The organism is Streptomyces sp. NPDC026394 (assembly GCF_055567735.1).
Map to the genome: position 1 here is coordinate 59,576 of NZ_JBVHPX010000030.1, position 20,942 is coordinate 80,517.

Sequence of the window (20,942 nt, forward strand, 5' to 3'; positions counted from 1 at the left end):
GGCGCCCATCCTCCCCATTGCGTTAGGCAGACTAACGATATACGTTCGTTCGCGCCGGGAACGTCGGCACGCCCGACGTCGCCCGAGCGCACTCAGCGGAAGGAAGACCGTGCCCACCAAGACCCTGCAGATTCCCACCCCGGACGGCCGGGCCGACGCTTTCGCCGCCTTCCCCGACCACGGCGAGCGGCACCCGGGGGTGCTGCTGTACCCGGACGCCTTCGGCGTACGGCCCGAGCTGGAGCGGAAGGCCCGCGAACTGGCCGGGCACGGGTACTACGTGCTCGTCCCCAACCTCTACTACCGGCGTGGCCCGGCCCCGGTGATCGACCTCCCCGAGCACATCGGGGAGGAGGCGCGCCCCGCGGTCTTCGCCCAGGTGATGCCGCTGATCGAGGAACACACCACCGAGCGCGTCCTGCGCGACGCCGACGCCTACCTCCGGTTCCTCACCGCCCAGCCCGAGGTCGGTGCCGGGCCGGTCGCCGTGCTGGGCTACTGCCTGGGCGCCGTCCTGGCGATGCGCACCGCGACCGCCCACCCCGGCCGGGTGGCCGCCGTCGCCGGCTTCCACCCCGCCGCCCTGGTCACCGACGCGCCCGACAGCCCGCACCGCCTGGTGTCCGAACTCACCGCCGAGGTCCACATCGGTCTCGCCGAAGGCGACATGACGCCCGAGGCCCTCAGTGAGTTCACCCGGGCACTGGACACCGCCGGGGTCGTCCACACCACCGAGACCTACCCCGACACCGTCCACGGCTTCACCATGTCCGACACCGCGGCCTTCAGCCCCGCCGGACTCCAGCGCCACTGGGACCGCCTGCTTCCCCTGCTGGACCGCACCCTGAACAAGGGCTGAGACACCTGCCCCGGGGGCAGGTGGTGCGGTGCGGCACCACGCGAGGCCCACGGGCCGGCGTACGAGAGGTGGCGCGGGGAGGCGTGATGACCAGGGTCGAAGAACAACTGACCATCGGCTGCACGGCGGAAGCCTTTCTCGGCTTCGTCATGGACGTCGAACGGTACGCCGAGGTCGACGACAAGCTCCGCACGGTCTACTGGGTACGCCGGGACGGCGACCTGACCGAGTTCGCGTTCCGGCCCGCGCTGCCCGGGTTGCCCTTCCCGCAGCCGAAGGCGGTGGCCCGGATGCGGCTGACCCCGGGGGAACGGATCGACATCCGGCTGGCCCCCTTGCCCCTGAACAAGGTCAACCACCGTATGGCCCGCTTCGCCGCGTGCTTCACCTGCGATCCGGTGGACGGGGCAGTCCGCGTCACCCGCATGATCGAATTCCGGTTCCGTCCCGGGCCGGGCCGCCTGCTCGGCCCGCTTCTCGCCCGCACGCTGCCCGGTTCGGTCGCGCGCGAACTGCGGCTGGCCAAGGAGATCCTCGAACGTGGCGACAGCGGCACCTGACCGGTGCGCCCCCGGCTACGGGGCGGAGGTGGGAGCCGGGGAGAGGCGGGTGCGCAGGGTGGCGGCGAACTCCTCGGCCCGCGCCAGTTGGGTGCGGAGCTTTTCCACCTGCTCGGCCGCGTCCCGCTCGTATCCCCGGATCCGCTCCAGCAGAGCCTCCCGCTCGGATGCCGGAAGCGTCCCGGCGGCGTCGAGCCGGTCGGTGGCGTCCAGCAGGTCGCGCATCTGGTCGAGCGTGAAGCCGAGCGGTTTCATCCGGCGGACGACCGTCAGGCGGGCGACGTCGGCCTCGGTGTACAGGCGGAAGCCGCCCTGGGAGCGGGCCGAAGGAGCGACCAGGCCGGTCTCCTCGTAGTGCCGGATGGTACGCAGGGACAGCCCGGTCCGTGCGGCGACCTCGCCGATCTGCATGTGCTCGCTGCTCACGCGGCGCCCGTCCTCTCTGTGCGGCCGAGGCCACGTCGCGGGGCCATGGACGGCCCACGCCGATCTCTACCCTAACGTCAGGGTAGAGTAGGGAGGCGCCGGTACCGGCTCCCCGCCGTCTTCGACCCCGCGACGCGGGAACGGCCGCGCCCGTGACCGTCAGCCGTGTCGGGGCCGACGATGCCCTCGGCGAAGACCGTAACCTGCAGGAGAGAGCGTGCGCATGCCCATCCCGCCCAGCGCCGCCGCCTGCCCGCCGTGACCCCTCGCCGGGCCCGTTCGCGGCGTGACGTGAGCCGGGGCTGCTGAGGCGGACCCGGCTCCGCTGCCGCCGGCCGCCGATCACCGGCCGTCAGACTTCCCGGCTCTGCGCCCGCAGGGCCGCCCGCGGGGCGCCGACCGCCCTCCGCGTCCTTCCGCACACCCGGCCTGCCCCGCGGGGCGTGCCCGAGTACGACAGGTTCCTCCCCCTTGTCTTCTGCTGCCTCCCCACCGTCCCCGGCCGCGCGCCTGCGCGGTCTGAAGCCCGACTGGCTGTCCGACCCGAAGGTCTGGCGTACCGAGATCCTGGGCGGCCTGGTCGTGGCGCTGGCCCTGATCCCCGAGGCGATCTCCTTCTCGATCATCGCGGGGGTCGACCCGGCGATCGGCCTGTTCGCCTCCTTCACGATGGCCGTGACCATCTCGCTCGTCGGCGGGCGCCGGGCGATGATCTCGGCGGCGACCGGTGCCGTCGCCCTCGTGATCGCTCCCATGAACCGCGAACACGGCCTGGGGTACCTGGTCGCCACCGTCATCCTGGCCGGCGTCTTCCAGATCGCCCTCGGCGCTCTCGGCGTGGCCAGGCTCATGCGGTTCGTGCCGCGCTCGGTGATGACCGGCTTCGTGAACGCCCTCGCCATCCTGGTCTTCATGGCGCAGGTGCCCGAGATGCACGACGTGCCCTGGGCCGTCTATCCGCTGCTCGTCGGCGGGCTCGCGCTCATGGTGCTCTTCCCCAAGGTCACCAAGGTGGTCCCGGCCCCGCTGGTGTCCATCGCCGTCCTGACCGCCGTCACGGTCGCCGCCGGGATCGCGGTGCCGACCGTCGGTGGCAAGGGCGAACTGCCGTCCTCGCTGCCGGTGCCGGGCCTGCCGGACGTGCCCTTCACCATGGACACCCTGACCACCGTCGCCCCCTACGCGCTCGCCATGGCGCTGGTCGGCCTGATGGAGTCGCTGATGACCGCCAAGTTGGTCGACGACATCACCGACACCCGCTCTTCCAAGACCCGCGAGTCGATCGGCCAGGGCATCGCCAACATCGTCACCGGCTTCTTCGGCGGCATGGGCGGCTGCGCCATGATCGGCCAGACGATGATCAACGTGAAGGTCTCCGGCGCCCGCACCCGCCTGTCCACGTTCCTGGCCGGATCCTTCCTGATGGTGCTGTGCATCGCGTTCGGCCCGATCGTCTCGGACATCCCCATGGCCGCCCTCGTCGCCGTCATGGTGATGGTGTCGTTCGCGACGTTCGACTGGCATTCCGTCGCGCCCAGGACCCTCAAGCGGATGCCGGCCGGCGAGACCGCCGTCATGGTGATCACCGTCGCGGTCGTGGTCGCCAGTCACAACCTCGCCGTCGGCGTGGTCGTCGGCTGCCTCACCGCCATGGTCGTCTTCGCCCGGCGCGTCGCCCACCTCGCCGAGGTCACGCCGGTCACCGGACCGGACGACGGCACCGTCGTCTACCGCGTCACCGGCGAGCTGTTCTTCGCCTCCTCCAACGACCTCGTCGGCCGGTTCCGCTACACCACCGACCCCGACCGCGTCGTCATCGACCTGTCCGCCGCCCACATCTGGGACGCTTCCTCCGTCGCCGCCCTCGACGCCATCGAAACCAAGTACCGGCAGCGCGGCAAGGCCGTCGAAATCACCGGCCTGAACGTCCCGAGCGCCCACCTCCACGGCAAACTCACCGGCGAACTCACCGGCTGAGCAGCCCCGTCCGGGCCGGAGAACGCCCGCGCCGCACGAAGTCCTCGGCGTCCTTCGTGCGGTGCGGCCCCGGCCCCGGCCCGACCTCGGCCCCGCCCCTGGGCCTCAGCCCCTGGCAGCCTTCGCGTAAGCACGCTCCACCTCGTCACTCACGCCTGGTGCGGACGACCGAGCCCCGGATGTGCGGGACCCGTGAATGGCGCTCTCCGTGCGCCGCGCGGGCGCGGAGGCGACCGCGGGGATGCCGAGCCGGTCGGCGAGTTCCTGCCGCCGGTCCTGGGGCGGTCCGCCGCCGTCCGAACACCACGCGTACGGGGTTGCCGAACGCGCCGTCGTCGGCAAAGGCGTGTGCCAGTGAGCAATCCACCATGGCTGTCTCCTCAAGTGCCGTCGGGATCCGGTGCCGTGGCCGCGCATGCCGCATCACGATCACGCGTGCGCCCGCGTCGTGCCACCGCGCCACGGTGCGCCGGCTGTCCGGGCTCCCGTCCCCGTACCGCCCACGTCGTCCCTGGGAGACGAAAAGGGGCTTGTGGCGCGGCCGCGTGCGTGATCTTGTGTCGTGCGGTGGGGCGGGCGTCGGATCCCGTCCTGGAGGAGGGGCTGTGCGGACTGCGTGCATCGGATCGGGCCGGTACCCGGAGTGGTGTGACGGGGCGGCGGGGGTGGCTCGGGGATGAGTCTGTCCGTGAGTCGCCTGGAGACGGCCCGCAGCTTGCTGTTCGTGCCGGGTGACCGGCCGGAGCGGTTCGACAAGGCCGTGGCCAGTGGCGCGGACGTGGTCATCGTCGATCTTGAGGACGCGGTGGCGGCGGCGGACAAGGAGCGGGCCCGCGCCCATGTCGCCGCCTGGCTCGCCGCGGGCAACAGCGCCATGGTCCGGATCAACGCGCCCGGTACGCCCTGGAGCGACGACGACTGTGCGACGGTGGCCGCCTGCGGCGCGCCGGTGATGGTGCCCAAGGCCGCGGACCCCGGGGTGCTGGCGGACGTCACCCGTCGTACGGGCGGGAAGTGTCCGGTGGTGCCGCTGGTGGAGACGGCGGCGGGCATCGAGCGGGCGGTCGAGGTGTGCGCGGCACCCGGTGTGGTGCGGGTCGCCCTGGGCAATGTCGACCTCGCCGGCCAGCTCGGGGTCGCCCACGACGATCACGAGGCGCTCGCGTACGCCCGTTCCCGGCTGGTCTCGGCGTCGGCGGCGACGGGGCTGTGTGCCCCGGTCGACGGGGTCACGACCAGCGTGAAGGACGTCGACGTCCTCGCCGCGGACGTCGTCCGCGCGCGCCGGTTCGGCTTCGCCGGGAAGCTGTGCGTCCATCCCGCGCAGATCGCCGTCGTGGCGGAGCGGTTCGCGCCGACCGCGGCGGAGCGGGAGTGGGCCCGGTCCGTGGTCGCCGCGGGGGAGTCCGTGACCGTGGTGGACGGGCACATGGTCGACAAACCGGTGCTGGAACGCGCCCGCCGGATCCTGGCCGCCGAGGGCTGAGCCGCGCCTGCGGAAGGGCGCGGACCGTACCGGGTCCTGCCGGGCCCTGCCGGGACTCGCCTGGACGCGGGCTTCGTACCCCGGGAGGGGTTGTGGTATCGGGCGGCGGGGAGAACCTAGCCGGGTCGGGGACGGTCGGCCCATCGACAGATGGCACAAAACCGTCCATGATCTTTCAGACACGTGTATGACGTAAGAGGGGTGGGGGTCTGCGAGAGTGCCGTTCGCGGCAAGAAGGCGTGCCGCTCGGGGGTGAGGACCCGTCAGGTGCGGTACCGGCCCGCGCGCAGCGGCGCGGCCCCCGGCTCACCGCACGCCGCTGCTGCCGGCCAGGCGCAAGGCGTCCACCTGCGAAGAGGGGGACAACCGGGGCGGGGCGGCAGCTTTCTTGGAAATGTTTCCGGCCGGTCGGCCCTGACGGGTGTCGGCTGTCCGCGGTGGAGGAGGAACGTGCGTGAGCGATTCACTTCAGGAGGCTGTGGTGGCTGAAGAGTCAGACGAGAACAAGACCCGCAAGAATGGCCTGTATACGGGCGTGAGCAGCGAACTCGCCGAGAACATGTTGCAGGGCTGGGCCGACCCCGAGCCGCGCGACCCCGAGCCCATCGCGCAGGCCGCGCACACCGCCCGGCGCCGGGAAGCGCTCTCCGCGCTGTTCCCGGGCGAGCTGCTCGTCATCCCCTCCGGTACTCCGAAGGTTCGCGCCAACGACACCGACTACCCGTTCCGGCCGTCCTCCGACTACGTCTACCTGACGGGTGATCAGTCACCCAACGGCGTACTCGTCCTGGAGCCCGGCCAGGACGGCACGCACCAGGCGGCCGCCTACCTGCTGCCCGGCTCCGACCGCGCCTCCGGCGAGTTCTGGCTGGACTACCACGGCGAGCTGTGGGACGGCCGCCGCAACGGTCTCACCGAGAACGCCAAGCTGCTCGGCCTGGACTGCCGCGACGTACGGACGCTGGGCGAACGGCTGGCCGCGGCCACCGGGCCGATCCGCCTGCTGCGCGGCTACGACGCGCAGGTCGACACCGCGCTGCACGACAAGGTCACCGCCGAACGCGACATCGAGTTCCGCGTCGCGCTGTCCGAAATGCGCCTGGTCAAGGACGATTTCGAGATCGCCGACCTGCGCCACGCCTGCCAGGCCACCATCCGGGGCTTCGAGGACGTCGTACGCCTGCTCGGCACCGACACGCCCACCCTGGAGCGGGCCATCGAGGGCACGTTCTTCATGCGGGCGCGCATCGAGGGCAACGACGTCGGCTACTCGTCGGTCTGTGCCGCGGGAGCGCACTCCACGACCCTGCACTGGGTCCGCAACGACGGCGAGGCCCGCCCCGGCGACCTGCTGCTGCTCGACGCCGGAGTGGAGAGCCGCAACCTCTACACCGCCGACGTCACCCGCACCCTGCCCGTCGACGGCCGTTTCACCCCGGTCCAGCGCAAGGTCTACGACGCGGTGTACGCGGCGCAGTCGGCCGGTATCGCCGCGGTCCGGCCCGGTGCCAAGTACCGCGACTTCCACCACGCCGCCCAGCGGGTGCTGACCGAGCACCTGGCCGCCTGGGGCCTGTTCGGCGACCGGTCGGTGGACGAGGCGTACGAGCTCGGGCTGTACCGCCGCTGGACGCTGACCGGCACCGGCCACATGATCGGCCTGGACGTGCACGACTGCGCCAAGGCCCGTACCGAGCTGTACGTGGACGGCACCCTGGCGGCGGGCATGGTGCTCACCGTCGAGCCGGGCCTGTACTTCCAGTCGGACGACCTGACCGTTCCCGAGGAACTGCGCGGCATCGGCATCCGCATCGAGGACGACATCCTGGTCACCGAGGAGGGCAACGAGAACCTCTCGGCCGCCCTGCCCCGGGCCGCCGACGAGGTCGAAGCCTGGATGGCCCGCCTGCGGGGCTGACCGCGACCGCCGCGGCCGGCCGCCTCGCGCCGCCGGCCGCACCATCGGCCGGCCGACAGCGCCGTCGGCCGGCCGCGGCGTACAACAGGTCCGTTCCCGGTGAGGGCGGGCCATCACGCGAAGGGGGAACGTGCGATGGAACGATCAGACGGCTCGCGCGGAATGCAGAGCCACGACCGCCGGGTACCGGACGCGGTGGCCGAGGCCTTCCGGCACGGATGGGCCGACACGACCCGGCAACTGCCGCCCGTCTCGGGAGCCGCGTGCGCGGCCAAGCGGCGCGCGGCGCTCTCCGAGCGGTTTCCCGGCGAACGGATCGTCGTCCCGTCGGGCGGGTTCAAGGTCCGCAGCAACGACTTCGACTACCTCTTCCGCCCGCACTCCGCCTTCGTCCACCTCACCGCCGAGCAGGGCACCCAGGCGGTACCCGACAGCGTGCTGGTCTTTGAACCCACCGGGAGCGGGCACGAGGTCACCCTGTTCACCCGGCCGCGCTCGCCGCGCGACGCCGGGCCGGACGGCGCGCACTTCTACAGCGACCGGCGGCACGGCGAGTTCTGGGTCGGCCGCCGCCGTACGCTCGCCGAGACCGCCGACGCCCTCGGCCTCCGGACGGCCGCCCGCGACCGCCTCGAAAGCGCCCTGACCACCGGCGTACCGACCCGGACGATACGCGGCCAGGACGCCCTCGTCGACGCGCTGGTGGCACCGTCGGCGCCGGCCGACGCCGAACTGCTCGCCTTCCTCTCGGAGCTGCGGCTGGTCAAGGATGAGTGGGAGGTCGACCAGCTACGCGCTGCCGTGGGCCACACCGTCACCGCCTTCGGCGACGTCGTCGGCGAACTGCCGCACGCCACCCGCCTGGCGCGCGGCGAACGCTGGATCGAGGGCACCTTCAACCGGCGCGCCCGGCTGGAAGGCAACGGCCTGGGCTTCGAGACCATCGCCGCGGCCGGCGCCCACGCGTGTGTGCTGCACTGGATGCGGAACGACGGCCCGGTACGCGACGGGGACCTGCTCCTGCTGGACGCCGGCATTGAGGCCGACTCCTTCTACACCGCCGACATCACCCGTACCCTGCCGGTCGGCGGACGCTTCAGCGACGTCCAGCGCCGCGTCTACGACCTGGTACACGCCGCCCAGGCGGCGGGCATCGCCGCGCTGCGGCCCGGCGCACGCTACAGCGACTTCCACGAGGCCGCGACGCGTGTCATCGCCGAAGGTCTCGACTCCTGGGGCCTGCGGCCCGCGGGCCCGGGCATGGAGCACAGCGCCGACCTGTACCGCAGGTACACCGTCTGCGGTACGGGCCACATGCTCGGCCTGGACTGCCACGACTGCGCCGCCGCCCGCAACGAGCAGTACACCGACGGCATCCTCCGGCCCGGCCATGTGCTCACCGTCGAGCCCGGCCTGTACTTCCAGCCCGACGACCTGACGGTCCCGCGGGAACTGCGCGGCATCGGCGTGCGCATCGAGGACGACTTCGTCATCACCGCCGACGGCGCCGAGTGTCTGTCGTCCGGCCTGCCGCGCGGCGCCGACGAGGTCGAGGCGTGGATGGAAGCGTTGCTGTGAGAGCGCGCAGCCTGCTGGTCGACCAGGTCCACGGACAGCTCCGACAGGCCGGCGCGGTGGCGGTGGTCGGTCCCACCGGGTTCGGCAAGACCGCGGTGCTGGACGCGGTGTGCACGCAGTGGCAGTCCGGCGGGGACCCCGTGGTCAGACTCAGCTCGACACCCGCCGACGCCCATCTGCCCTACGTCCCGCTCGTGGACCTGTTCACGGTGTGCCCGGCGGACGTCAGCGGCGAACTCTCCGACATCCAGCGGGCGACGGTCGACTGGGTGCTGCGCCGCGTCACCGGACCCGAACCCGACCCCGCCCTCCTGCGCGTGACCGTCCTCTCCTGCCTTCAGGCGTGGGGGCGCCGGGCCCGGCTGCTGCTGGCCGCCGACGACATGCACTGGTGGGGGCCGGACAGCCTGGACGTCTTCGGCTTCGCCGCACGCCGCAGCCGCGGGAGTGTCTCGCTGCTGGCGGCGCTGCGGCCCGACGGCCCCCTGGCACACGACGTCCTGGGCGGCGACGCCGTGGAGATCGCGCTCCCCACGCTCAGCGCGCAGGAGTCGGCAGCCGTGGTGCGCACCTTCAACATCCCGCAGCGCACCGCCGCGCGCATCCACACGGCCACCGGCGGCAACCCCCGGCTGGTCTGGGACATCGCCGCCGCCCTGGCCCGTACCGGGCCGCCGGCGGTCCTGGACGCCCAGCCGCTGGCCCCGCATGCGCGCAAGGCCCTGCGCACCTGGCTGGCCGGACTGGCCGCACCGGTGCACTGGGTGCTGCTGCTGGCCGCGCTCACGGCCGACCCGTCGCTCGACGTCGTACGCCGCGCGGCGGGACCGTCCGCCGACGCGGCCCTGACCGACGCCGAGGCCGCCGGACTCGTCAAGGTGGCCGCCACCGTGGCCTTCGCGGCCCCGGTCATCCAGGAGGGCATCCTCGCCCAGGCAAGTGGCGAGGCGGTACGACAGGCCCATCTGACCCTGGCCACGGCGGCTCACGGGGCCGACGACCGCCTGTGGCACGAGGCGTGCGCCCTCGCCCCGGCCGAGCTGCCCGCACATCTCATCCCGGCGCTGGCCGACGCCGCCACCGCCGCGCGTGAGAGGGGCGAGCACACCCGGGCCGCCGAGTTCGCCCTGCTGGCCGGCGGCCGGACCGGCGGCCCCCGCCACGACCTGCTGGTCGCGGCGGCCCGGGACGCCGAGGCGGCCGGGCGCTTCGACCTGGCCTGCACGGCCCTGGACCAACTGGACCGCAGCCGGGCCGTGCCCGCCGCCCGCGCCCAGGCGCGGCTCGCCGTCGTCGACGCCGCCGGGCGCGGCGCCGCCTTGGTCGCGGACGTGGCGGCGCAGGCCCTGGCCGAGGCCACCGCCGCCGACGAGCCGGCCCTGATCTCGGCGGCGCATCTGCGGCTCGCCCACGGCCTGCGGGTCAGCCGGGGATGCCACGCCGAGGCCCTGGCCCACGCCCAGGCGGCCGAGGAGTGGGCCGAGCGCGCAGGTGACGCCACGACCCACGCGGCGGCGCTGGCCCTGACCGCGGAGATCGAGCAGGGCCGGGGCTCCCCGGGCCGCACCGCGCTGCTCCGGCGCGCTCTGGCGACGGGCACGGCCGACGACGCCGCCCGGATGCCCGGGCACCCGGGCCGTACCGCCGTCCACTTCGCGCTGCTGGAGGACGGCCTGGAGCAGGCCGAGCGGCTGCTGGACGAGCTGGGCCCGGCGTCCTGCCCCGCCGACCGGCTCTGGCTGCTCGCCGACTCCGTCCACCTCCACGCCCACCGCGGTGAGGGGGCGGTCGCCCGCGAAAAGGCCCACCTCCTGCTGGACCTCACCCGCGATCTGGGGGCCTCCCCAGGCCCACCGTGGTACGCGGCGGCGGCCGCCGAACTGGCCGGCGGCACCCTCGAACAGGCCCTGATGTACGCGGACCTGGGCCTGACGGCCTCGCAGGAGGACGCGGACACCGTCTACGCCGCCCACTGCCTGCACGTGTCGGGCATGACGCGCCTGCTGCTGCGCGACACCGGCGCGGCCCTGGCCGACCTGCTCAGGGTCCAGGACCTGGTGCAGGAGCTGGGCATCGCGGATCCCGCGCAGATCCGTTACGACGCCGACCTCGCCGAGGCGCTGGTCGCCGCCGGGGACCTGCCGGCCGCCCGGCACACGCTCGCCGGCGCGCGGCGCCGGGCCCAGGACCTGGGGCGGCGCGGCGTACTGGCCTCGCTCGACCGGGCCCAGGCGCTGTGCCACGCGGCAGCCGGCGAGTTCGGCCCGGCCGAGGAGCTGCTCAACCGGGCCGCGCGGACCTTCGAACGGCTCGGATTCCCGTTGCAGCGCGGCCGGGTGCTGCTGGCCCGCTCCTGCCTGGAACATCGCCGCAGGCGCCCGGCCCGCGCCAACGAGGCGCAGGCCGCGGCCGAGGCGGTCTTCCGCAAGTCGGGCGCGCCGCTGTGGGAGCCGGCCCGGCCGCAGGGGGACCAGGCACAGCCCTGGCTGGCCGGGCTGACCGACGCCGAGCAACTGGTCGCCGAACTGGTCACCCAGGGGCGCGGCAACCGCGACATCGCGGCCACCCTGTACGTCAGCGTCAAGACCGTGGAGGCGGCCCTGACCCGCATCTACCGCAAGCTCGAAGTGCGTTCCCGCGTCCAGCTGATGGCGCTCGTCCAGAAGGACGGGCACCTGGCGCGCCGGTGACGGCGGCCGCCCACCGTCCCGCCAGTCATCCGGCCACTCCGGCCCGGCCGCGCGGCCGGGCCTGGCCGACCGGTCAGTCCGTCTGCCAGCCGACGGTACCCAGGATGCTCGACCCGGGGGCCTGCCCGGCCGCGTCACCGGGCGCCGGAACGTCGTGACGCACCACACAGCCGGTCATCCGCCCGCCCATGAACAGCGGACCGAACACCCCACGCGTCGAGATGCCGCGGTACGCGCCCAGGTCGCGGTCGAAGACCTCGGCATCGAATTCGGCGCTGTGGGCGGCCTCCTGCGCTATCCAGGTTCCGGCCCGGCCCGCTTCGGCGATGACGTCCTCCCACGCCGACTCCTCGGTCCGGGCGCCGATGTGCACGTCGGCATTCTGGTCGCCGTCGGAACGCTTCACGACGAAATCCGCGCGCCGCTTCCTCAGCAGTTCCGGCAGCTTCCATTTCTCGCCCTGGAATTCGACGTCCTCCTCCCACGTCCCGCGCGACCAGGGGAGGTAGCGCGCCACGAAATCCCGGTCGTCCTCGGTCATCCAGTCCTGCCCGGCGGACAGCAGGGCGAAGAGCTGCTTGTTGGCCGCCTGGTAGGAACTCTGCGGCGTCAGCACGGCCGCACCGCATTTCCTGATGCGCAGCAGCGGCCCGATGTCCCGGCCCGCATCGAGCCACTCCTGCGGCACCGTCCGCTCCAGCACCATCGGAAAGGCGTTGCCTCGGGAGGCGAGCGTTTCGAGGAATTCGTCCGTGTCGAAGTACTGCGCCTCGATACCCGCCTTCCGCAGCGCCTCGACCTCGATCTCGTAATACCTGCGGCTGCCCCCGGAGTCGGACAGGAAGACGTCCGGGAGATAGCCGACGAGCGCCACCCGGGGATCCAGGCCGAGGTCGTCGAGGACGGTGCGCAGTACGTCGTTGCGGTCCCTGAGAGGGTCGGCGAGCGTGAGGGTGTCCAGGGTCGGGCCCGGCAGCAACTGCCGCCACACCTCGTTGAGCAGGTGGGCGTAGACCTGACCGCCGGTGGACGAGCAGAAGTTGAACTCGATGAACTTCCACCCGGACGCGGTCCAGATGACGTCCGGCCGGCCCATCAGCGTCGCGTAGGCGTTCTCGAACGCCTCGTCCCCGTAGAACTCCGACAGCCGTTCGTCGAGCCCCAGGGCGCGGTGCCGGCTCAGGCAGTCCCCGCCCAGGCCCTGCACCGCCCGCCGCAGCAGTCCGGCCAGGCGGACGCTCGCCTGTTCCAGGTCGGCGCCCTGGGCCGCGGGCCGTACGACGGGCCCGGCGGGGGCGATCCGGTCGAACCAGAAGGTCCGGAAGCCCCTGAACTGGTGGTCGAAGGCGTTGAGCAGGTGGCGGGAGTCCGTCGCGTACGGCCCGCGTGCGGCCGTCACCCGCGCCGCCGTCGAGGTCTGTTCCATGATCTTTCACTCCTGCTGGAGGCTGGTGCGGACGGCGGCCGCCGCCCGCTTGCTGCCGCGGCGCGAGGGCGCCGTGCACGGCCCCGGGCCGGCCGGATCCGACTCCGGCGGCCCAGGGCTTGTACGCCGTCTCACGGCAGTACGGGCCGCGTCTCCCGTCGGCCGAACGCGGCCTCCAGGGCCAGTCCGGCCCGGAACAGGCTCGCCTCGCCGAACTTGCGCCCCACGAGCTGCACCCCGATGGGCAGCCCGTTGCCGGCGAACCCCAGGGGCAGGGACATGGCCGGGTGCCCGGTGACCGCGAACGGGATGGTCTGCATGTCGTTGGCCAGCCGCGGCGGCGGCCAGTCCGCGCCGAAGGCGTCGACGCGGGCCGCGGTGGTCTGGCCGCACGCCGTGATCAGCACGTCGTGGCCGGCGAAGACCCGCCGGTCCAGCGCCGCGGCGAGCTCCGTACGCACCTGGTACGCACGCGTCAGGTCGTCCGGGGTGATCCCCGCGCCGGGCATCAGCTTCTGGTAGGTGTAGCGGCCGAACGACCGGGGCGCGCGGCGCAGGTTCTCCTCGTGCACGGCGAAGCCCTCCGCGATCAGGATGATCCGGCCGCAGGCGTCGAAGACCTCGTACGGCGGCAGCGCGCACTCCTCGACGACCGCACCGCGCTCCTCCAGATGGACCAGAGCCCGGTCGATGGCCTCGGTGATCTCCGGCAGGGTGCCCGGGTCCGAGGCGTACCAGGACCGCGAGTAGCCCACCCGCAGTCCCCGCACGTCCCCGGTCAGCGAGCCGAGGAAGTCGGGCGCCGGAGCCGCACGGGTGCGGGCGTCGCGGGGGTCGGGCCCCGCGACGACCTGGAGCGCGGCGGCGGCGTCGGCCACCGTCCAGGTCAGCGGCCCGAAGTGGTCCATGGTGGGCGCCAGCGGAGTGGCCCCGTGGCCGGAGACGCTGCCGTAGGTCGGCTTCAGCCCGACGGCCCCGCAGTGGAAGGCCGGACCGCGCAGCGAACCGGCGGTGTCGGAACCGAAGGCGACGCGCAGGAACCCGGCCGCCACCGCGGCCCCCGCTCCCGAGGAGGACCCGCTGGGAATGTGCTCACGGTGCCAGGGATTCCCGGCCGGCGGGAACGGCAGGTCCGTGCTCGGCCCGCCGAAGGCGAACTCGTAGGTGGCCAGCTTGCCCAGCAGCACCCCGCCACCCGCCCGCAGCCGGGCCTCGACAGCGCTGTCCTCCGTGGCGACGGCGTCCAGCGTCAGCCGCGAATGGTTGGTGGTGGGCAGGCCTTCGGCGTCCAGGATGTCCTTGAGCGCGTAGGGGATGCCGTGCAGCGGTCCGCGGTCGACGCCCTCGCGCAGCTCCTGGTCGGCCCGCGCGGCCCGCCGCAGCGCGTCCTCGCGGGTGACGAGCACGAACGCGTGCAGATCGGCGTCGTGGGCGTCGATCAGCCGCAGCGCGTGCTCCACCAGCTCCAGCGACGTCAGCGCTCCGGTGCGCAGCAGCGCTCCGGCCCGGGCGACGGACAGCTCGGTCAGGGCGCCGGGACCGGCGAGATCGATGTCAGTCATCGCTGAACTCCACCTCCCGCAGCAGCCGGCTCATCGTGCGCAGCGAGCGGTGCCCGGCCAGGACGCCGGGCGCCAGGTCCGGCGGCATCTCGATGCCCCGGGCCGCCAGGGCGGCGGCGAACTCCCGGTCCGCTTCCGCGTGGTGCGGGTCCCCGGTGTCCCGGGGCCCGGTTGTCTCCTCCGTGCCGGCGTGTGCCACGTACGGTCGTTCCTTCCCCTGCGGTCAGTGGTGCTCCTGTGCCACCAGATGGGCACAGGTGATGAGGTCCAGCGAGGCGTGCCCGGTGGAGCTGAAGACGGTCGGGCGGTCTTCGAGTCCGGTGTGCCGGCCGCTCTCCAGGGACTCCAGGCCGATCGCGGTGCGGTGGATGTCGCCCGCCTCGGCCACGGCGATCTCGATGTCCTCGACGACGAGTGTGGCGGCGGCCAGCAGCGAGCGGGACAGCTCCCGCGACTCGGTGGTGTGCGCCCCCATGCAGTTGATGTGCACGTGCTCCGGAAGCTCCGGCGCGATCGGCAGCGGCTGTACGGACGTGGTCGCCGTGGAGATCACGTCCGCCGCCTCGGTGGCCTCCCGGGCCGTAGCGCTGACCTCGGTCCGTACGGTTCCGTTCGCCCGCCGGATGCGTTCGCACAGCGCCTCGGCGTGCTCCCGGGAACGGGAGTGGACCCGTACCTCGGTGATGTCGCGCACCGCCGAGACCCCCAGGAACTGCTGCCACGCCTGGACACCCGAACCGACGATCGCCAGCACACCGGCGGCACGGGCCGCGCAGCGGTCGGTGACCAGCGCCGTGACGGCCGCGCACTTGAGATTGGTGACGGCCGCGCCGTCCAGCACCCCCACCAGGTCCCCGGTCCTGGCCGAGAACACCGTGACCACGGAGGTCACGGTCGGCCCGGGGCCGTCGGTGATGGTGGCGGTCTTGTTGACGCACAGCGCGAGATCGGTGCTGACGGCGGGCATGGACAGGAACCTGGTGCCGTGGCCCTCGTCGACGACCTGCCGCAGCGGCACACTCATCCGGCCCACCGCGCCGCTGCGCAGGCTCTTTCGCATCAGCGCGGCCACGGCCGTCAGGTCGGCCACCCCGTGCTCCTTGCCGATGACCGTCATCCGAGGTCCGCCAGCACGTCGAGCAGGTCCGCCGCGAAGCGTTCGGTCAGCTCCGTGGGCATGTCGCCGCGCAGCATCATCCGTACGCCCGCCTGACCCTGCGCCACGATCGGGAAGAACATCGCGGAGCAGTAGTAACCGCGCCGGTACAGCTCGGTCGACAGCCGCACCGCCCGGTCGTTGTCGCCGACCGTGACGAACTTGATGTGCGACCCGGCACCGCGCAGGCCGTGTCCGTCCAGCCGCTCGTCGAACAGCTCGATGTTGCGGGCGAGCTGTCGCTGACGCCGGCCCAGCTCCGGGCCGCGGTGGACCTCCAAGGCGCCCAGCGCGGTGCCGATGGCGGCCGTCCGCAGCCCCTGGGACCAGGCCAGCGGCCCGGACCGGTAGAGGAAGTCGAAGACGCCGCGGTCACCGACCATGGCGATGCCGCCGGTGGCGCCGAACGCCTTGGCGGTCGAGGCGACGACGATCGTCCGGGCGTCGAGGGAGTCGAAGACGGTGCGCGCGTAGCCCTCGCCGCGTGCGCCGACGGCCGACAGCGCGTGCGAGTCGTCGAGGTAGACGAACATCCCGTAACGGTCCTGGAGGGCCTTGATCCCCTCCAGGTCCGCCTGCCCGCCGGTGGAGTAGACGCCTTCACCGACGTAGGCCACCCGCGGATAGCGCTTGCAGAGGTCCTCCAGGTACTCCATGTCGTTGTGCGGACAGGTCAGCACCAGCGTCTCGTCGGCCAGGACGGGCTTGAGGAAGTTCATGGAGAAGTGCGCGAACCGGTCGAAGACCACGACCAGCGGCTCGCCGTCGGTCAGATGCCCGGAGGCCAGCAGCGGCAGGATCGCCGCGCTGAGCACCCCGCAGGACACCGACGGCAGCACATGGGCGCCGAAGTGGTCCGAGAGCTCCTGCTCCAGTTGCTCCATGATGCCCAGCCGGATGCGGAACTCGCCCATGGACAGCCCGGTGATCTGCTCCTGCTCCAGGGCGGCGCGCCCGGCCTCGACCACCGTGGGGTGGCTGTTGAGGCCCAGGTACGAGCAGGAGGAGAGGTTGGTGAACTCGTGCCCCGTCCGCACGTCGCGCAACCGGTTCTGGCCGTCGACGGCCTCGACCACCAGGCCGAGCATCCCGTGCTTGACGGACAGCCCCCAGGCCGCCTCGCTGGCCGGCACCATCTTGCGGTTGTTGCGGTAGCGGTGGGGCCCCGTGACGTCCTCGCTCATCGCGCACCCGCCGCCTGGTCGTTCAGCCAGCCCCCGAGCCGGGTCACGGCCTCGCGGGCCTTGGACAGCCGGGAGTGGTGCAGGTGCCACACGTGCACCATGCCGGGCCAGACCTCCAGCTCCCCGGTGCCCCCGGCGCTCCGTACGCCGTCGATGAACCGCTGGGCGTCGCTGAGCAGGATCTCGCGGCTGCCGACCTGCATGAACACCGGCGGCAGGCCCGCGAGGTCACCGAACAGCGGGGAGATGTAGGGGTCCCTCGCCGGGGTGCCCGCCCGGTAGGAGGCGGACACCAGCTCCACGACCGGCTTGGTGAGCATGGGGTCCTCGTGCTCCAGGGTGCGGTAGGTCTCCCCGCTGCCCGTCAGGTCGGTCCACGGCGAGATGCAGGCCGCGGCGGCCGGGAGCGCCGTCCCCGCGTTCCGCAGCTTCAGCAGCGTCGCGAGCACCAGGCCGCCGCCCGCCGAGTCGCCGACGAGAACCACCTCACGGGCGGACCGGTCCTCGGCGAGCAGGCTGTGGTAAGCGGCCACCGCGTCGTCGAGTGCCGCGGGGTAGGGGTGCTCGGGGGCCCGCCGGTAGTCGGCGAAGAACATCCGGCAGCGGGCCGCCCGGGCGATCTCCCCGACCATGTGGCCGTGGCTGCGCAGCGAGCCGTAGACGTAGCCGCCGCCGTGCAGGTAGAGCCCGGTCAGCGAGCCGTCGGTCTCCGGCGGCGTCAGCAGGTGGCCGCCGGGCCGCTCCTCGACCGTGATGTCGTCGGCGACCGGCACGCCCCACGCGTCGTAGAACTTCCGGGCCTCACCGATGTCCTCCGGCCACTCGTCCGCGGCGAGGGCCGTGAGCAGCCGGTCGAGCTCCTCACGGTCGCCGTCGGACATCAGCGGCACGTCGTACTGCGCGGAGGTCGTCACTGGCCCGCCCCGACCGGGTCGATGCCGCGGTGGTAGCGCTCGCGCGCGGCCTCGTCCGGCACCTGCAGGCTGGGCTGGGGGATCGCCAGCTCGTAGTGCCGGTACCACTTGGCCAGCTCGACGTCCTCGGCGAACTGGTACTCCAGGTGCCGGATCGGGCGCCGCGCGGGCCGCGCCGGGTCGGCCGGACGGGGCTCGGAACCGGCGTGCGCGAGCCCGCCGTCCACCTCGTTGAGCAGGACGACCATGACCAGGTCGGCGGACAGGTCGGCGTCGACCGCGGCCGCGTAACCGGTCAGCACCGGCTCGGCGTGCTCCTCCTTGACCGCGACGTTGAAGCTGTGCGGCATCAGTTCGAGCAGGTCGGCCGGGGCGACGCCCCGCTCCTGGCAGTAGGCGCGGGTGTCGCAGACCATCGGGGTGCCGCCGGCGATGTTGGTGTTCGGACCGTAGATGTTGCCGATGAACGGCGTGGCGGCGTCGAAGTGCACGCACTTGGTCGTCAGGAACTCGCGCTCGGTGGTGTGGTCCCCGTTCGGGGTGAAGTGCGTGTTCTTGTTGTAGCCGTCGACGTCCATGCCGGCGATACGGTCGTAGTCCATCGCCACCGGGCTGAACCGGTCGACGTCCACCCGCTCGCCGAAGCCGCGGAACAGCGATTCGAGGTAGTCGCGGGCGATCGCGGCGTCCTGCTCCTTGCCCACGTCCAGGCCGTGGCGCGTCAGCGTCCTGGCGACACCGTGGCAGACGGCGACACCGTCGCCTCCGGTCACCAGACGTACCAGTTCGGACACCAGGCGGTCGTCGGCGGCCTGGAGCCGGCCGTCGACCAGCTCGCTGTCGTAGGCGGAGACATCGATCATCACGTGCTGCGGAAGGGTCTTCACGGGACAAACTCCTGGTTACTCGGTGGCGGTGGCGTGGACAACGGCGGCCGCGGCCGCTGCCGCGGCTTCGGGCGCGTGGAGCTGGAGCATGCGCTGGGCCCGCAGCACGAACGGCGGGGCGAGCACCCGGCCTTCCTCGACCGCGAAGCCGTACGGCGTGGAGTGGTAGTCCTCGACCACGCTGCGGTAGTCGGCGATCTCTTCCGGACCGACGGTGAACGTCTCGGCGATGACCTCCACCTGGCGCGGGTGGATGGCCGCCTTGCCGGTGAACCCGGCGTCCCGGGCCGCCCGGCACTGCGCCGCGACCACGTCGAGGTCGTGCAGCTCGAAGGAGTTGGTGTCGATGGCGGGCACCCGGTACTTGGCCGCCGCGGCGCACAGCCGGGCCCGCGCGTGATCGAGGTAGAACGCGTTCTCGGCGTACAGCTCGGCCGTCAGATCGGCCTGTCCGAAGCACAGGCCGTCGCTGACCGCGGCGATGCCGGCGGCGTTCTCCACCGAGTCGACGGTCTCGATGAAGCTGCAGATCTGCGGCGGCCTGGAGGTGTGCGACAGCAGCGACCGGTAGACCGCCACGTCGCCGGGGCCGGAGATCTTGGGGATGAAGATCACGTCGAGCGGGACGCCGCCGATCGTGGCGTCCATCTCGATCAGCGCCTGGAGGTCCTTCAGACCGTCGGGTGTGGCGATCGTGTTCACCCGCAGGCCCAGGGCGGGCAGGCCGGCCCCGGTGAGGTCGGCCTGCGCCAGCAGGGCGCGGGCCTCGGCCTTCTTGGCCGGATGTGTGGAGTCCTCCAGGTCCAGGACCAGCATGTCGGCCTTGACCCGGCCCGGCCGGGCGACCGACGCCAGCAGCAGCGCCGGGGTGTAGAGCAGGCTCGCGTAGGCTTTCATCGCGCCTCTTCCCTCCCGAACAGCAGGTTCATCTTCTGGAGCGAGAAGTCCTCGTAGCGGATCGGTGCGTACTTCGCGGGGCGGTCGGCGGCGAACTTGGGGAAGCACTCGATGACGGTGTCGTCGTTCGCCAGCTTGAAGAAGACGATGGACTGGCGCTGCCGGTCGGCGAGCCGCACCCGGTGCGGCGTCGAGACGTACTCGTCGTTCGACCAGCGGGCCATCAAGTCACCGATGTTGACGATGAAGCTGTCGCGCTCCTGCACGTCGATGTCCAGCCAGCGCCCGGAGCGGTCCTGCAACTGCAACCCGGGGCCGTCCTGGGTGAGCAGCGTGATCAGCGTGCCGTCGGTGTGCTGCCCCATGCCCTGGTCGTTGAGGAACTGCGGATCGACGCCGGGGTACAGGTGCGAGCGCAGCGAGTCGTTGGAGGTGTCCGTGCGGGTGGCGAAGAAGTCCCGGGGCAGGTCCAGGGCCAACGCCAGCAGTTCGGCGATCTGGCCCGCCACCGTCTCGCAGGCCGCGAAGTACCGTTTCAGCGCCGCGCGCAGCCGCGCCCCCAGCTCGTCCGCCGGGAAAGGCAGCTCCTCGTCGTCGTGCAGGATCAGCCGCCCGACGCTGAACTTCTCGACGTAGTCCGAGGGCATGCCCGGCTTGCCGGTGTAGGCGAAGGCGTTCTCGGACAGCAGGGCGCTGTAGCCGTACGGGCTGTAGTCGCTCTCGCCCCGCGCGTTGGAGGTGCGCATCGCGAACGTGTCCTTGGTCTCCGGCGTGAGGGCGAAGAACCGCAGCGAGGCGGCGTAGGCGTCGTCGAAGACCTCGGAGGCGATGCCGTGTCCGCGTACGACGAAGAAACCGGTGTTCCGGCACGCCTCGGAGATCTCCTCGGCGATCTTGCGCTCCAGGTCGGGGCGGCCCGGCTCCAGGTCGATGACCGGAATCATTGCTCTGCTCCCTGCTTGGGGACGAGAATCGTCCGCTCGAATGCGATGACCGGCACGTCGTCCTGATTGCGGCCGGTGGTGTGGACGGTCACGATGCCCTGCTCGGGCCGCGTCTCGGACTCCCGCCGGGAGACGATCCGGGTCTGCGCGTAGAGCGTGTCGCCCACGAACACCGGAGCGGTCAGACGCACCTTGTCCCAGCCGAGGTTGGCGACGCATTTGGCGCTGATGGTGGAGACGGTCATCCCGTTGACGATCCCGAAGGTGACCAGGCTGGAGACGACGATCTTGCCGAACGAGGTCTGCTCGGCGTAGACCGCGTCGATGTGCAGCGGATGCTGGTTCAGGCAGAGCAGCGAGCTCCACACGTTGTCGGTCATGGTGATGGTGCGGCCCGGACGGTGCTCGACGACCTCGCCGGGGACGTAGTCCTCGTAGACCATGCCGCTGTCCTCCCGGTAGATACCGGGACTGACCG

At 72.4% G+C, this 20,942-nt stretch carries 18 protein-coding genes; 7 read left to right on the top strand and 11 right to left on the bottom strand.

Annotation, left to right across the window (positions count from 1 at the left end; genetic code table 11):
* Positions 1 to 109 precede the first annotated feature (109 nt).
* Positions 110 to 859 (top strand): dienelactone hydrolase family protein, encoded by a 750-nt coding sequence (locus tag ACZ4QV_RS38190; protein ID WP_361159145.1) that lies wholly within the window; start codon positions 110 to 112, stop codon positions 857 to 859.
* An 86-nt stretch (positions 860 to 945) separates the two neighbouring features.
* Positions 946 to 1,419 carry an SRPBCC family protein gene (locus ACZ4QV_RS38195; protein ID WP_361159143.1) on the top strand — a complete coding sequence of 158 codons (474 nt, stop codon included), beginning with the start codon at positions 946 to 948 and terminating at the stop codon, positions 1,417 to 1,419.
* A gap of 15 nt (positions 1,420 to 1,434) precedes the next feature.
* Here ACZ4QV_RS38195 and ACZ4QV_RS38200 read toward each other — a convergent pair whose 3' ends face one another.
* Positions 1,435 to 1,845, bottom strand: coding sequence for a MerR family transcriptional regulator (locus ACZ4QV_RS38200; protein WP_361159140.1), 411 nt, complete (start codon positions 1,843 to 1,845; stop codon positions 1,435 to 1,437).
* Between the two features lie 471 nt (positions 1,846 to 2,316).
* Here ACZ4QV_RS38200 and ACZ4QV_RS38205 point away from each other — a divergent pair, with 471 nt between their 5' ends.
* The 5 genes from ACZ4QV_RS38205 to ACZ4QV_RS38225 all read left to right on the top strand — a co-directional run bounded on the left by ACZ4QV_RS38205 (position 2,317) and on the right by ACZ4QV_RS38225 (position 11,494).
* Positions 2,317 to 3,822 (top strand): SulP family inorganic anion transporter, encoded by a 1,506-nt coding sequence (locus ACZ4QV_RS38205; RefSeq protein ID WP_361591009.1) that lies wholly within the window; start codon positions 2,317 to 2,319, stop codon positions 3,820 to 3,822.
* Between the two features lie 676 nt (positions 3,823 to 4,498).
* Positions 4,499 to 5,308 (top strand): HpcH/HpaI aldolase/citrate lyase family protein, encoded by an 810-nt coding sequence (locus tag ACZ4QV_RS38210; RefSeq protein ID WP_361159134.1) that lies wholly within the window; start codon positions 4,499 to 4,501, stop codon positions 5,306 to 5,308.
* 481 nt (positions 5,309 to 5,789) lie between these two features.
* Positions 5,790 to 7,226, top strand: coding sequence for an aminopeptidase P family protein (locus ACZ4QV_RS38215; RefSeq protein WP_361159131.1), 1,437 nt, complete (start codon positions 5,790 to 5,792; stop codon positions 7,224 to 7,226).
* 135 nt (positions 7,227 to 7,361) lie between these two features.
* Positions 7,362 to 8,804 carry an aminopeptidase P family protein gene (locus ACZ4QV_RS38220; protein ID WP_467764093.1) on the top strand — a complete coding sequence of 481 codons (1,443 nt, stop codon included), beginning with the start codon at positions 7,362 to 7,364 and terminating at the stop codon, positions 8,802 to 8,804.
* Positions 8,801 to 11,494 (top strand): helix-turn-helix transcriptional regulator, encoded by a 2,694-nt coding sequence (locus ACZ4QV_RS38225; RefSeq protein ID WP_361159124.1) that lies wholly within the window; start codon positions 8,801 to 8,803, stop codon positions 11,492 to 11,494. The genes ACZ4QV_RS38220 and ACZ4QV_RS38225 overlap by 4 nt, the downstream gene beginning before the upstream one ends.
* 73 nt (positions 11,495 to 11,567) lie before the next feature.
* Here the strand turns inward: ACZ4QV_RS38225 and ACZ4QV_RS38230 are convergent, their stop codons facing one another.
* The 10 genes from ACZ4QV_RS38230 to ACZ4QV_RS38275 all read right to left on the bottom strand — a co-directional run bounded on the left by ACZ4QV_RS38230 (position 11,568) and on the right by ACZ4QV_RS38275 (position 20,907).
* Positions 11,568 to 12,920 carry a hypothetical protein gene (locus ACZ4QV_RS38230; RefSeq protein WP_467764094.1) on the bottom strand — a complete coding sequence of 451 codons (1,353 nt, stop codon included), beginning with the start codon at positions 12,918 to 12,920 and terminating at the stop codon, positions 11,568 to 11,570.
* A gap of 131 nt (positions 12,921 to 13,051) precedes the next feature.
* Positions 13,052 to 14,482 (bottom strand): amidase, encoded by a 1,431-nt coding sequence (locus tag ACZ4QV_RS38235; protein WP_361638256.1) that lies wholly within the window; start codon positions 14,480 to 14,482, stop codon positions 13,052 to 13,054.
* Entirely contained in the window at positions 14,475 to 14,681 is a 207-nt protein-coding gene (locus tag ACZ4QV_RS38240) for a hypothetical protein (protein WP_361159117.1), read from the bottom strand. Before ACZ4QV_RS38240 ends, ACZ4QV_RS38235 begins: the two co-directional genes overlap by 8 nt.
* Positions 14,682 to 14,705: 24 nt before the next feature.
* Entirely contained in the window at positions 14,706 to 15,599 is an 894-nt protein-coding gene (locus ACZ4QV_RS38245; RefSeq protein WP_467764095.1) for an ornithine cyclodeaminase family protein, read from the bottom strand.
* Complete coding sequence (locus tag ACZ4QV_RS38250; protein ID WP_361159111.1) at positions 15,596 to 16,822, bottom strand: aminotransferase class I/II-fold pyridoxal phosphate-dependent enzyme; 1,227 nt, start codon at positions 16,820 to 16,822, stop codon at positions 15,596 to 15,598. Before ACZ4QV_RS38250 ends, ACZ4QV_RS38245 begins: the two co-directional genes overlap by 4 nt.
* The gene (locus ACZ4QV_RS38255; protein WP_467764096.1) at positions 16,819 to 17,736 is read right to left on the bottom strand and encodes an alpha/beta hydrolase; all 918 of its coding nucleotides are present in this window, start codon (positions 17,734 to 17,736) and stop codon (positions 16,819 to 16,821) included. Before ACZ4QV_RS38255 ends, ACZ4QV_RS38250 begins: the two co-directional genes overlap by 4 nt.
* Complete coding sequence (locus ACZ4QV_RS38260) at positions 17,733 to 18,623, bottom strand: hypothetical protein (protein ID WP_361159105.1); 891 nt, start codon at positions 18,621 to 18,623, stop codon at positions 17,733 to 17,735. The genes ACZ4QV_RS38255 and ACZ4QV_RS38260 overlap by 4 nt, the downstream gene beginning before the upstream one ends.
* Positions 18,624 to 18,638: 15 nt before the next feature.
* Entirely contained in the window at positions 18,639 to 19,520 is an 882-nt protein-coding gene (locus ACZ4QV_RS38265; protein WP_361159102.1) for an HpcH/HpaI aldolase/citrate lyase family protein, read from the bottom strand.
* Positions 19,517 to 20,464, bottom strand: a complete 948-nt coding sequence (locus ACZ4QV_RS38270; protein WP_361159099.1) for an isopenicillin N synthase family dioxygenase — start codon at positions 20,462 to 20,464, stop codon at positions 19,517 to 19,519. The genes ACZ4QV_RS38265 and ACZ4QV_RS38270 overlap by 4 nt, the downstream gene beginning before the upstream one ends.
* Positions 20,461 to 20,907: a MaoC family dehydratase gene (locus ACZ4QV_RS38275; protein ID WP_467764098.1), complete on the bottom strand. Its 447-nt coding sequence runs from the start codon at positions 20,905 to 20,907 to the stop codon at positions 20,461 to 20,463. The genes ACZ4QV_RS38270 and ACZ4QV_RS38275 overlap by 4 nt, the downstream gene beginning before the upstream one ends.
* Positions 20,908 to 20,942: the final 35 nt, after the last annotated feature.

Excerpts from the sequence above, each read along its gene's own strand:
- ACZ4QV_RS38195 (WP_361159143.1), top strand. The coding sequence starts at position 946 with ATGACCAGGGTCGAAGAACAACTGACCATCGGCTGCACGGCGGAAGCC.
- ACZ4QV_RS38210 (WP_361159134.1), top strand. The coding sequence starts at position 4,499 with ATGAGTCTGTCCGTGAGTCGCCTGGAGACGGCCCGCAGCTTGCTGTTC.
- ACZ4QV_RS38220 (WP_467764093.1), top strand. The coding sequence starts at position 7,362 with ATGGAACGATCAGACGGCTCGCGCGGAATGCAGAGCCACGACCGCCGG.
- ACZ4QV_RS38230 (WP_467764094.1), bottom strand. The coding sequence starts at position 12,920 with ATGGAACAGACCTCGACGGCGGCGCGGGTGACGGCCGCACGCGGGCCG.
- ACZ4QV_RS38235 (WP_361638256.1), bottom strand. The coding sequence starts at position 14,482 with ATGACTGACATCGATCTCGCCGGTCCCGGCGCCCTGACCGAGCTGTCC.
- ACZ4QV_RS38245 (WP_467764095.1), bottom strand. The coding sequence starts at position 15,599 with ATGACGGTCATCGGCAAGGAGCACGGGGTGGCCGACCTGACGGCCGTG.
- ACZ4QV_RS38250 (WP_361159111.1), bottom strand. The coding sequence starts at position 16,822 with ATGAGCGAGGACGTCACGGGGCCCCACCGCTACCGCAACAACCGCAAG.
- ACZ4QV_RS38265 (WP_361159102.1), bottom strand. The coding sequence starts at position 19,520 with ATGAAAGCCTACGCGAGCCTGCTCTACACCCCGGCGCTGCTGCTGGCG.
- ACZ4QV_RS38270 (WP_361159099.1), bottom strand. The coding sequence starts at position 20,464 with ATGATTCCGGTCATCGACCTGGAGCCGGGCCGCCCCGACCTGGAGCGC.
- ACZ4QV_RS38275 (WP_467764098.1), bottom strand. The coding sequence starts at position 20,907 with ATGGTCTACGAGGACTACGTCCCCGGCGAGGTCGTCGAGCACCGTCCG.